This window comes from Streptomyces sp. NPDC045287 (assembly GCF_056432325.1).
The window spans coordinates 144,160-155,879 of record NZ_JBWKJG010000016.1 but is presented as its reverse complement, the minus strand read 5'-3'; the positions used below and the strand labels follow the sequence as shown (position 1 = coordinate 155,879).

The following is an 11,720-nucleotide window of genomic DNA, read 5'->3' as shown; positions in this document are numbered from 1 at the left end:
GGGACGAAGTGCGGACACGGCGCCGGACGGGCGCCGTGGACAAGCGGAAGAGGGGGGCGGAGACCATGGCGGACTCCAGGACGTGTGACCGGACGCCGGACGTAGAGGGCCGACGGGCGGAGCCACTGATCGTGACCGAGGACGTCGAACTGCTCGACGACCTGCTCAGGCTGTGCGCCGCCGCGGGCTGCCAACCCGTGGTGCACCACGGGCCACCGGACCGCAAGACCGTGTGGGACGCGGCACCGCTGGTCATCGTCGGCGACGATGCGGCGGCACGCTGCCGGGGGATGTCACGCCGATCGGGTGTGCTGCTCGTGGGCCGGGACCAGGACGACGCCGGCGTGTGGCGGCGGGCCGTGGAGATCGGAGCGGACTGCGTCCTGCGGCTCCCGGACGCGGAGAGCTGGCTCGTCGACCGGATCGCCGATGTCGTCGAGGGCGTCGGACAGCAGGCGCTGACCGTCGGTGTGCTGGGCGGTCGCGGAGGGGCGGGAGCGTCGACCCTGGCGTGCGCCCTGGCCGTCAGCGCCGCCCGCGGTGGGCACCGCGCGATGCTCGTCGACGGCGACCCGCTCGGAGGCGGACTCGACGTCCTCCTCGGAGCCGAACGGGAGGAAGGGCTGCGCTGGCCGGATTTCGCCGCTTCCAAGGGGCGGGTCGCCGGCGCGGCGCTCGAGGAGTCCCTGCCGTCGCCGCGCGGCCTGCGCGTGCTGAGCTGGGACCGGGGCGACACCGCGGTGGTCCCACCCGAAGCCATGCGGTCCGTGCTCGCGGCGGCGCGCCGACGGGGCGGTGTCGTGGTGGTCGACCTGCCGCGCCGGGTCGACGACGCCACCGTCGAGGCGCTCGCCCAGGTCGACATGGGGCTGCTCGTCGTGCCGGGAGAGTTGAGGGCGGTCGCCGCGGCGAAGCGGGTGGCGTCCATGGTGGGCATGGTCCTCGACGACCTGCGCGTGGTGGCGCGCGGCCCGTACGCCGCCGGGGTCGACGAGGCGTGGATCGCCCAGGTGCTGGGGTTGCCGCTCGCCGGGGAACTGCCCGAGGAACCGCGGCTCCGGGCGACGCTGGACGGCGGAACCCCGCCCGGCGGCAGCGCCTCCGGTCCACTGGGGCGGTTCTGCTCCGCGTTCTGGGAGCGGGTGCTCGCCCCGGAGGCCGTGTCGTGACCGTCGGACTGCTGGAGGCCGTACGGCAGCGGCTCGCCGAGAGCGGCACCGAACCGACACCGGCCGGGGTGGCGGCGGCACTACGGGCCCAGGGAAGGCTCCTGGGCGACACCCAGGTCCTGGGTACGGCGGAGGAACTGCGCTGCGAACTGGTGGGCACCGGGCCGCTGGAGCCGCTGCTCGCCGACCCCGCGGTCACCGACGTGCTGGTGTCCGCGCCGGACCGCGTGTGGGTGGACCGGGGCGACGGCCTGGAACTGTCCGGCGTCTCGTTCCCCGACGCCGAGGCCGTACGCCGGCTCGCACAGCGGCTCGCGGCGGTGGCGGGCCGGCGCCTCGACGACGCCCGCCCCTGGGTCGACGCCCGGCTGCCGGACGGTACGCGGATGCACGCGGTGCTGCCGCCGATCGCGGTCGGTTCGACGTGCCTGTCCCTGCGCGTGGTACGGCCACGCGCCTTCACCCTCACCGAACTCGTCCGTGCCGGGACGGTGCCGCCACGCGGCGACCACGTCCTGCGGGCACTCGTCGAGAACCGCGTGTCGTACCTGGTCAGCGGTGGCACGGGAACGGGGAAGACGACGCTGCTGTCCACGCTCCTCGGGCTCGTCGGGGGACGCGAGCGGATCATCCTGGCAGAGGACTCGGCGGAACTGCGTCCCGACCACCCGCACGTGGTACGGCTGGAGGCCCGCCCACCGAACCAGGAGGGTGCCGGCCGGGTGACCCTTCGCGACCTGGTGCGCCAAGCACTGCGGATGCGACCGGACCGCCTCGTCGTCGGCGAAGTGCGGGGCGCGGAGGTCGCCGACCTGCTCGCCGCCCTGAACACGGGCCACGAAGGCGGGTGCGGGACGGTGCACGCCAACACTGCGGCGGACGTCCCCGCGCGCCTGGAGGCCCTCGGAACGGCCGCGGGGCTCGACCGGGCCGCGCTACACAGCCAGTTGGCCGCCGGCCTGTCCGCCGTGGTGCACCTGGTGCGCGCGCCGGGCGGTCGGCGGCGGGTCGCGGAGGTCCATGTGCTGGAGCGGGGGGCCGACGGGCTGGTCGCCACCGTGCCCGCGCTGCGGTGGGCGCCGACCGGCTTCACCGAGGAACGGGGCTGGGAACGGCTGCGCGCCCTGATCGGGGACGCGCGATGGTGACGGGCCGGCCGGTGCACGCGGCGGCGCTGTACGCGGGCCTGGCGGCGCGGCTCGGCGCGGGACGAGGCCGGGGGCCGCGCCGCGGGAGGCTGCTGTTCGAGGCCGGTGCTGCCCGCGTCGGTCCGCCACCGGCCGGTTGGTGGCCGGGGCGGTCGGCGTCACGGCTCCGGCCGGAGTGGCTGTGCCTCGCGGCCTCGTTCGTACCGGCCCTGCTGGGAGAGTCCCTGTTGCCGCTGCTCGCGGGCGTGGCCGCCGTGCCCCTGGTCGGCGGGCGGCTGCGCGCGCGGGCCCGTGCCCGGGAGCGGGATCGGCGTGCCGACGCTGTGATCGAACTGTGCGCCGCGGTCGCGGCGGAGCTGCGCGCCGGCAGCCAGCCCGCCCAGGCGCTGCGTTTCGCCGCCCGCGCCACCGGGGCGCTGGGAGGTGAAGAGCCCGCCGTCCTGGCCGCCGCGCGGTTCGGCGGTGACGTGCCCGAGGCGCTGCGCTGCGCGGCGAGGGCCGAGGGCGCCGACGGGCTGGCCGGTCTCGGGGCGTGCTGGCAGGTCGCCGTGGACGGTGGTGCGGGACTGGCCGCCGGACTCGACCGGCTGGAGGCGGCGCTGCGCGAGCGACGGGAGCAGCGGGAGCGGCTCCGTGCCCAGTTGTCCGGCGCGTGGGCCACCGTCGTCCTCCTCGCCCTGCTGCCCGTCGCGGGCCTCGCCATGGGAGCCGCCCTCGGCGCCGATCCGCTGGGGGTCCTCTTGCACACCCCGGCCGGTCTCGCCTGCCTCGCGGTCGGCGGGGCCCTGGAAGCGGCGGGGCTGTGGTGGGCCGGGCGGATCGTCAGGGCGGGGGAGGAACCGTGACCGGGGAGACCGGAGAGGTTGTCCACCACCTGTGGACGGCGCTCGTGTTGCTCGCGGGCATCCTGTGGACGGCGTGGGCGGTGGCCCGCGCACGGCGGGTCCGTCGGACACGCGGACGGCTCGCGGCCCTGGTGGCGGCCGAGTGCCCTCGCCGCCCCCGCCCTCGGTGGGCGGGCCGCGTCGCGGCCGTGACACGCCGGTGGGCGGGTCCGGTTGCGGCGGTGACGGCCGGGTGGGTGCTGTTCGGCGGGATCGTCGGCTGCGCGGTCGGAACCGCCGGGGCGTACGCCGTATGGAAGTGGCGCCGCCGCCCCCGCCCCCCGGCCATCGATGCCGAGGCAGCGGGCCGGCTTCCGCTCGCCGCGGAACTGCTCGCGGCGTGCCTCTCGGCCGGGGCCGGGCCCCGTGAAGCGGCGGAGGCGGTCGGCCGGTCGATGGGGGGTCCCGTGGGCGAGCAGCTCATACGGACCGCGGCGGAACTGGCGCTGGGCGGTGACCCGGGAGAGGCGTGGGGGCGGTTCGGCGGCATCCCGGGTGCGCGGCCACTGGCCCGCTGCCTGGAGCGGGCGGCCACCTCAGGGGCCCCGGCGGCGGCACCGGTGTCCCGGCTGGCCGCGGGACTGCGCGCCGACCGGGCCAGGGCCGCCGCGGCCCGGGCCCAGCGGGCGCAGGTGCTGATCACCGCGCCGGTGGGGCTGTGCTTCCTGCCCGCTTTCCTCGCGGTCGGCGTCGCGCCGGTCGTGATCGGGCTGGCCGGCCGGCTGCTGTGAGGGACACCGGCCCCTGGAGCCGGTGGCAAGGACACGAGTGGTACGAGACGAGGAGGTCGCCGTGTGGCACCGGATGGCGGAATGGACGAAGCGGCGCTGGACGAAGGCCCAGACGGGCATGCGACGGGACGCCGGCATGAACACGGCCGAGTACGCGATGGGCACGATCGCCGCGTGCGGCTTCGCGGCCGTGCTGTACAAGGTCGTGACGAGCGACGTCGTGTCGTCAGGACTGCGGTCGACGATCGAGAGGGCGCTCGATGCCCCGTTCTGAGAGGCCCCGCTCTGGGACGAAGCCCCGCTCTGGGACGAGGTCCCGCTCTGGGACGAGGTCCCGGCTCCCGGTGGCGCGCGGACCGGGGCTCGGTGACGGCGGAGGCGGCCCTGGCCGTGCCCGCGCTGGTGGTGTTCACGACGGCGCTGCTCTGGGGGCTCGTCGCGGCGGCCGCGCAGATCCAGTGCGTGGACGCGGCGCGCGCCGGGGCGCGGGCGGTGGCCCGGTCGGAGCCGGAGGCGTCGGCGGTGGAAGCGGCCCGGGCGGCCGCACCGGAGGGGGCGCGGGTGGCGGTGGAACGCGTGGGCGACCTGTGGCGGGTACGGGTCGAGGCGCCCGCGCCGGGGCCCGCAGCCTGGGGACTGGCCCTCCGCGCCGAGGCGGCCGCCCTCGCGGAGGACGCGGTGGGCGACACGGCCACGCGGGACGGTCCCTGAGGCGCGGCGACCGGGGCTCCGCGAGCGTGTGGACGGCCATGGCGGCGGGCGCGCTGTGTGCCGTGTTCGCCGCCGTACTCGCCCTGGGCCAGGCTGTGGCGGCCCGGCACCGGGCGGGCGGCGCGGCCGACCTGGCGGCCCTCGCGGCGGCCGATCACGCCCTGCGGGGCGCCGGAGCCGCCTGCGACGCCGCCGTCCGGGTCGCCCGGGCGCAGCGGGCGGAGGTGGTGCGGTGCACCCTGCGGGGAGAGATCGCGGAGGTGGCGGCGCAGGCGAGGTTCGGCCCGTACGCCCCGGTGGTCAGGTCACGGGCGGGCCCTCCGGAGGCGTGGCCGGCCCCGGCGGGTCCTGCGGAGCCCCCCGGAGGAGCTCGGTGAGGAGACGCACGGCGGCGCGCTTGTGCAACGGGTCGTTGCCGTTGCCGCACTTGGGTGACTGGATGCACGACGGGCAGCCCGCGTCGCACTCGCACGACGCGATCGCCTCACGGGTCGCGTCCAGCCAGGCGCGGGCGGTGTGGAAGGCCCGCTCGGCGAACCCGGCACCGCCCGGATGGCCGTCGTAGACGAACACCGTCGGCAGCAGCGTGTCGGGGTGGAGCGGGACGGACACTCCGCCGATGTCCCAGCGGTCACAGGTGGCGAACAGCGGCAGCAGACCGATCGAGGCGTGCTCGGCGGCGTGGAGCGCCCCGCCCAACTGCTCCGGGTTCACCCGGGCCGCGTCCAGCTGGTCCTCGGTGACCGTCCACCACACCGCCCGGGTGCGCAGGGTGCGCGGCGGCAGGTCGAGCTTGGTCTCACCGAGGACCTCGCCGGTCAACAGACGGCGGCGGAGGAAGGAGACGACCTGGTTGGTGACCTCGACGGAGCCGTAGCAGAGACGGCCGCTCCCCCACGGGATCCCGGTGTCGGTCTCCAGGACGGAGATGGAGGTGGTGTCGCGGGCGGTGGTGGAGTACGGCGGGTCGGCCTGTTCGACGAGGGCGACCGACTCCTCCAGATCGAGGTGGCGCACCAGGTACGTGCGGCCCTGGTGGAGGTGGACGGCTCCCTCGTGGACGGTGGTGTGAGCGGCCGAGGCGTCCACGGTGCCGAGGAGGCGCCCCGTGCCCTCCTCGACGATCTGGACGGGGCTGCGGCCCTCGCCCCGGATGTCGGCGAGGTCGGCGGCCCGCTCGCGGCGCGTCCAGTACCAGCCGGAGGCCCGCCGCCGCAGCAGCCCCGCGGCCTCCAGCTGTGGCAGCAGCTCCGGGGCGGACGGGCCGAACAGCGCCAGGTCGTCGTCGGAGAGCGGCGACTCGGCCGCCGCCGCGCACAGGTGCGGGGCCAGGACGTAGGGGTTGTCGGGGTCCAGGACGGTGGACTCCACCGGGCGGCGGAACAGTGCCTCCGGGTGGTGGACGAGGTAGGTGTCCAGGGGGTCGTCGCGGGCGACCAGCACCGCCAGGGCGCCCTCGCCAGACCGTCCGGCGCGACCCGCCTGCTGCCACAGGGAGGCGCGGGTGCCCGGGTAGCCGGCGATGAGGACCGCGTCCAGCCCCGACACGTCGATGCCCAGTTCCAGGGCGGTGGTCGCGGCGAGGCCGAGGAGCTCGCCGGAGTGCAGCGCCCGCTCCAGGGCGCGGCGCTCCTCGGGGAGGTAGCCGCCCCGGTAGGCGGCGACCCTGCGGGCGAGGGAGCGGTCGACCTCGGCGAGCCGCTCCTGCGCGATGACCGAGATCAGCTCGGCGCCCCGCCGGGAGCGGACGAAGGCGACCGAGCGGACGCCCTGCACCGCCAGGTCGGCCAGAAGGTCGGCGGTCTCGGCCGTCGCGGTGCGCCGGACGGGGGCACCGTTCTCGCCCTCCAGTTCGGTGAGCGGTGGTTCCCACAGGGCGAAGACGAGCTCACCGCGCGGTGACGCGTCGTCGGCCACCTCGCGGACGGGCAGGCCGGTGAGGCGGCTCGCGGCGACGGCCGGTTCGGCGGCGGTGGCCGAGGCGAGGAGGAACACCGGGTCGGAGCCGTACCGGGCGCACAGGCGGCGCAGCCGCCGCAGCACCTGTGCGACATGGGAGCCGAAGACCCCCCGGTACGTGTGGCATTCGTCGATCACGACGTAGCGCAGCGCGCGCAGGAAGGAGGCCCAGCGCGGATGGGACGGGAGTATGCCCCGGTGGAGCATGTCGGGGTTGGTCAGCACGTAGTTCGCGTACTGGCGGACCCACTCGCGCTCTTCGACCGGCGTGTCCCCGTCGTACACGGCCGGGCGGATCCGATTGCCGAGCGGGGCCGAGAGGGACCGCACGGCGCGCCGCTGGTCGGCGGCCAGCGCCTTGGTGGGGGACAGGTACAACGCGGTGGTGCCCCGGCCGTTCGCCGCCTCGGAGCCGTCCAGGAGCGTCGTCAGGACGGGCGCGAGGTAGGCGAGGGACTTCCCGGACGCCGTGCCCGTGGCGATCACCACCGACTCGCCGTCCAGGGCGTGCTCGGCGGCGGTCGCCTGGTGGGTCCACGGATGGCCGACACCGGCCTGGTGAATGGCATCGATCACTTCCGGCCGGACGCGATCCGGCCAGACGGCATGGCGTCCCTCTCTCGGGGGCAGGTGCTCCGTATGAGTGATGCGCGCAGCCCGGTTCGCCCGCGCGGCGAGCCGGTCGAGGACCGTACCGGGGGAGGGGCGGGCGTCCCCGTTCTCGGGGGAACGACTGGGGCGGTGATTCCTGGCCATCGGCACCGAGTGTGTCACCGGCGTGACGGACAATGCTCCCAAGGCGTCGTGCATGGTTGCTGGTAAGTGATTGAATGCCATCGCGGCTGGCGATCCGTCCCCTGACTCCGTCGGGGAGACCCGGGGGCGACCGCTCGATAGCAAGGTGCTGGAGGATCCGTGGACCTGTCCCTGTCGACTCGCAATGTGTCCGGCCCTGGTGGCGACCGTACGGTCGTCGAGGTCGGTGGCGAGATTGATGTGTATACCGCGCCCAAGCTGCGCGAGCAGTTGGTCGAGTTGGTGAACGACGGCAGCTACCACCTGGTCGTCGACATGGAGGGCGTGGACTTCCTGGACTCGACCGGCCTCGGCGTCCTGGTCGGCGGGCTGAAGCGCGTACGTGCCCACGAGGGCTCGCTGCGCCTGGTCTGCAACCAGGAGCGCATCCTGAAGATCTTCCGGATCACGGGTCTGACCAAGGTGTTCCCGATCCACACCACGGTCGACGAGGCCGTCGCCGCCACCGACTGACCAGGGCGACGACGCCCGGCCCCGCGCGGGCCGGACGCCGCCGCGTGTCGTCCACCGCGCCCGGGCCGCCCCTGCGGCGCCCGAGCGGCGGTGACCGGCGACACCGCGGGGCCGGGCCGGTGCCCGGTGCCTCGGTGGCCGGGGTGCCGCGCCGTCCCGAAGCCCGTGAAGCCCGCGGGCTTCACGGGCCCTGCCGGGTCCCGTCCGGGCGCTCCGGCGGCCCGGTGCCCCGGCGACGGCGGACGCCCGGGAGCCCGCGGACCGGATGCCCGAAGTCGCGGCGGCTACGCGCCGTCGCAGGCCCGCGCCGGGCTCCCGCCAGGGCCCGGTGCCGGGACCGCGACACCTCGCGCCCTTCCCGGTGAGGGAACGACGCGGAGCCGGAAACGGGCCCACAAGCCCCCTGGGCGGGGCGTGAAGGCCCGCTCGCAGGGCACATGACCTGTGGGAGGGCGCCGGGACCGCGCGGCTCCAGGACGCGCCGGAGGCGATACCGCCGCTGGTGGCCCCGCGCCCCCAGCGGTGCGGACGTGCCGGACGGACCCGGGACGTCCGGTGGAACGGCAGGGGTGCCGGGCAGCCGGCCCGGACCGCTGAGACGCACGCTCGTACGCCCGAGGGGGACCGCATGGCCACCGTTGAACTCCGCTTCAGCGCCCAGCCCGAGCACGTCAGGACCGCCCGCCTGGTGGCGGCCGCCGTCGCACGCCGGGCAGGGGTCGACGACGCCGTGCTGGACGAGGTCAGGCTCGCCGTCGGCGAGGCGTGTTCCCGCGCTGTCGGACTGCACCGCAGCAACGGTGTCACCGCGCCCGTCAAGGTGCGGCTGACCGAGGAGGAGAAGGCGTTCTCCATCGAGGTCGGCGACGAGGTGCCCGGTGCCGGTGTCGCGGCAGCCGACGCGGCCGGCGTGCCCGGCTCGCGCAGCGGCGCGCCGACCGGGGGCTTCGACGACGCGGAGGGCGAGGACCAGATGGGGCTCGCGGTGATCAGCGGGCTCGTCGACGACGTCGAGGTGTCCGCGGGGGAGCACGGCGGACTCATTCGGATGAGCTGGCCCAGGCCGGGTTCCGCGGAAGTCCTCTGAAAAGCCCGCCCGCCCCGTAATCCCCGTAAAGGCCCTGCTGAACAGGGCCTTTTTTCCTTTTCCGGCATCTTCCGGAGCCGTCCCTCCGGAGCCGGTTCCGCCACCCCGTCACCGCGCCCGGGTGGATTTCGGAAACGGATCATTTGCCGTCCGGTGGGACACGGTCGATCCTGTTCTTCGGCGCCCCGCACCGATCGGGTTCCGCTCGCTACGAGCCGTCCATGTCCTGAGCCGACGTCGAGGAGGACGCATGGCGGGGCTCCTCGACCCACAGCGGTTCCAGGACCCGGTGCCGCTCGCCGCCGCGGTTCTCACCGCGGGGAACCGGATCATCGTGGTCGTGATCGCCCTCGTGGCGCTGATCGCCCTGGTCGTCGCCCAGTTGCTCGTCCGCCAGGTGCTGGCCGCCGGCGAAGGCACCGAATCCATGAAAAGGATCGCCGCCGCGATCCAGGAAGGCGCCAACGCCTATCTGGCACGGCAGTTGAGAACCGTGGCGGTGTTCGCGGCCGTCGTGTTCTTCCTCCTCATGCTGCTCCCGGCCGACGACTGGTCCCAGCGGGCGGGGCGTTCGCTGTTCTTCCTCGTCGGCGCGCTTTTCTCCGCGGTCACCGGATACACCGGCATGCGTCTCGCCGTACGGAGCAACGTGCGGGTGGCGGCGGCGGCGCGCGAGGCCGCCGCAGTGCCGGGCGAACAGGGGAGGGATCCGACGGCCGTCTCGCACCAGGCCATGAGGATCGCCTTCCGCACGGGCGGTGTGGTCGGCATGTTCACCGTCGGCCTCGGTCTGCTCGGCGTCTGCTGCGTCGTCCTCGTCTACGCGGCCGATGCGCCCAAGGTCCTGGAGGGCTTCGGTCTCGGCGCCGCCCTGATCGCCATGTTCATGCGTGTCGGCGGCGGCATCTTCACCAAGGCCGCCGACGTCGGCGCCGACCTGGTCGGCAAGGTCGAGCAGGGCATCCCCGAGGACGACCCGCGCAACGCCGCCACCATCGCCGACAACGTCGGGGACAACGTCGGCGACTGCGCCGGCATGGCCGCCGACCTCTTCGAGTCGTACGCCGTCACACTGGTCGCCGCGCTGATCCTCGGCAAGGCCGTCTTCGGCGATCTCGGCCTCGCCTTCCCCCTCATCGTCCCGGCGATCGGCGTCGTCACCGCGATGATCGGCATCTTCGCGGTCGCGCCCCGGCGCGCCGACCGCAGCGGCATGTCGGCGGTCAACCGCGGGTTCTTCCTCTCCGCGGCCGTCTCGCTGGTGCTCGTGGCGATCGCCGCGTTCGTCCACCTGCCGGCCTCGTTCGCGGAGCTGGAGGGCGTCACCGACACCGCCGTGCGGGCGCACGACGGCGATCCCCGCGTCCTGGCGTTCGTGGCCGTCGCCCTCGGCATCGTCCTCGCCGCGCTGATCCAGCAACTGACCGGGTACTTCACCGAGCCGGGCCGGCGGCCCGTGAAGGACGTCGGGAAGTCGTCACTGACCGGTCCCGCCACCGTCATCCTCGCAGGGGTCTCCCTCGGTCTGGAGTCCGCCGTCTACACGGCCCTGCTGATCGGACTGGCCGTCTACGGGGCGTTCCTGCTCGGCGGCGCCTCGATCATGCTCGCGCTGTTCGCCGTCGCGCTCGCCGGCACCGGCCTGCTCACCACCGTCGGCGTCATCGTCGCGATGGACACCTTCGGGCCCGTCTCCGACAACGCGCAGGGCATCGCCGAGATGTCCGGCGATGTCCGGGGTGCCGGCGCGCAGGTCCTCACCGACCTCGACGCGGTCGGCAACACCACCAAGGCGATCACGAAGGGCATCGCCATCGCCACGGCGGTCCTCGCGGCCTCGGCGCTGTTCGGCTCGTACCGGGAGGCCATCGCCACCGCCGTCGCCGACGTGGGCGCCAGGGCCACCGAGACGACCCTCAGCATGGACATCTCGCAGCCCAACAACCTCGTCGGCCTCGTCTTCGGCGCCGCGGTCGTCTTCCTCTTCTCGGGGCTGGCCATCAACGCGGTGTCCCGTTCGGCGGGATCGGTGGTGTACGAGGTGCGCCGCCAGTTCCGCGAGCACCCCGGGATCATGAACCGCACGGAGAAGCCGGAGTACGGGCGGGTCGTCGACATCTGCACCAAGGACGCCCTGCGCGAACTGGCGACGCCGGGCCTGCTGGCCGTGATGGCGCCCATCGCCGTCGGCTTCGCCCTCGGCGTGGGCGCGCTCGGCGCCTACCTCGCGGGCGCCATCGGCACCGGCCTCCTGATGGCGGTCTTCCTGGCGAACTCGGGCGGCGCCTGGGACAACGCCAAGAAGCTCGTCGAGGACGGCCACCACGGGGGCAAGGGCAGCGAGGCCCACGCCGCGACGGTGATCGGCGACACGGTCGGCGACCCGTTCAAGGACACCGCGGGGCCGGCGATCAACCCGCTGCTCAAGGTCATGAACCTGGTGGCGCTGCTCATCGCGCCCGCCGTCGTCCGGTTCGGCCACGGTCCCGACGCCAGCGCCGGTGTGCGGGCCGTGGTGGCGGCGGTCGCGATCGTCGTCGTCGTCGCGGCGGTGTACGCGTCCAAGCGCCGCTCGGTCGCCGGGGACGGCGAGGACACGCCCGGGCGCTTCACCGGCTCCCCGGACAAGACGGCCCCCGTACGGTGATGACTGACCGCGCCATGACATGACACCTGGTCAGGTGGGGGAGGGCGGGGTGCCGCAAGACCGCGGACACGTGGCTCCGGGCCGTCTCGGTGAGCCTTCTCTCCCTTGGTGCAAA

General features: G+C 74.8%; 11 protein-coding genes. 10 read left to right on the top strand and 1 reads right to left on the bottom strand.

Annotated elements, in window-relative coordinates; all coding sequences use genetic code 11:
* Window positions 1–65 precede the first annotated feature (65 nt).
* The 7 genes from ssd (at window position 66) to AC07D6_RS25150 (ending at window position 5,020) form a co-directional block, all read left to right on the top strand.
* Entirely contained in the window at window positions 66–1,169 is a 1,104-nt protein-coding gene (gene ssd, locus AC07D6_RS25180; RefSeq protein WP_479047880.1) for a septum site-determining protein Ssd, read from the top strand.
* Entirely contained in the window at window positions 1,166–2,317 is a 1,152-nt protein-coding gene (locus AC07D6_RS25175) for a TadA family conjugal transfer-associated ATPase (RefSeq protein ID WP_479047876.1), read from the top strand. The genes ssd and AC07D6_RS25175 overlap by 4 nt, the downstream gene beginning before the upstream one ends.
* Window positions 2,311–3,162: a type II secretion system F family protein gene (locus AC07D6_RS25170; RefSeq protein ID WP_479047873.1), complete on the top strand. Its 852-nt coding sequence runs from the start codon at window positions 2,311–2,313 to the stop codon at window positions 3,160–3,162. Before AC07D6_RS25175 ends, AC07D6_RS25170 begins: the two co-directional genes overlap by 7 nt.
* Window positions 3,159–3,932 (top strand): type II secretion system F family protein, encoded by a 774-nt coding sequence (locus AC07D6_RS25165; protein WP_479047871.1) that lies wholly within the window; start codon window positions 3,159–3,161, stop codon window positions 3,930–3,932. Before AC07D6_RS25170 ends, AC07D6_RS25165 begins: the two co-directional genes overlap by 4 nt.
* A 73-nt stretch (window positions 3,933–4,005) precedes the next feature.
* On the top strand, window positions 4,006–4,206 hold the full coding sequence (locus AC07D6_RS25160; protein ID WP_479047960.1) for a DUF4244 domain-containing protein: 201 nt from the start codon (window positions 4,006–4,008) through the stop codon (window positions 4,204–4,206).
* 92 nt (window positions 4,207–4,298) lie between these two features.
* On the top strand, window positions 4,299–4,643 hold the full coding sequence (locus AC07D6_RS25155; RefSeq protein WP_391653933.1) for a TadE family type IV pilus minor pilin: 345 nt from the start codon (window positions 4,299–4,301) through the stop codon (window positions 4,641–4,643).
* Window positions 4,644–4,681: 38 nt separating this feature from the next.
* The gene (locus tag AC07D6_RS25150; RefSeq protein WP_479047867.1) at window positions 4,682–5,020 is read left to right on the top strand and encodes an Rv3654c family TadE-like protein; all 339 of its coding nucleotides are present in this window, start codon (window positions 4,682–4,684) and stop codon (window positions 5,018–5,020) included.
* On the opposite strand, the gene AC07D6_RS25145 is transcribed toward AC07D6_RS25150, so the two are convergent.
* On the bottom strand, window positions 4,944–7,439 hold the full coding sequence (locus AC07D6_RS25145; protein ID WP_479047864.1) for a DEAD/DEAH box helicase: 2,496 nt from the start codon (window positions 7,437–7,439) through the stop codon (window positions 4,944–4,946). The two genes, AC07D6_RS25150 and AC07D6_RS25145, sit on opposite strands and share 77 nt — an antisense overlap.
* 78 nt (window positions 7,440–7,517) lie before the next feature.
* On the opposite strand from AC07D6_RS25145, the gene AC07D6_RS25140 reads away from it, so the two are divergent.
* From AC07D6_RS25140 to AC07D6_RS25130, 3 genes are all read left to right on the top strand, one after another.
* The gene (locus tag AC07D6_RS25140) at window positions 7,518–7,871 is read left to right on the top strand and encodes an STAS domain-containing protein (RefSeq protein ID WP_003967428.1); all 354 of its coding nucleotides are present in this window, start codon (window positions 7,518–7,520) and stop codon (window positions 7,869–7,871) included.
* Between the two features lie 628 nt (window positions 7,872–8,499).
* Window positions 8,500–8,958, top strand: coding sequence for an ATP-binding protein (locus tag AC07D6_RS25135; protein ID WP_315879890.1), 459 nt, complete (start codon window positions 8,500–8,502; stop codon window positions 8,956–8,958).
* 250 nt (window positions 8,959–9,208) lie between these two features.
* Window positions 9,209–11,605, top strand: a complete 2,397-nt coding sequence (locus AC07D6_RS25130; RefSeq protein ID WP_479047861.1) for a sodium-translocating pyrophosphatase — start codon at window positions 9,209–9,211, stop codon at window positions 11,603–11,605.
* The last annotated feature ends 115 nt before the right edge of the window (window positions 11,606–11,720 follow it).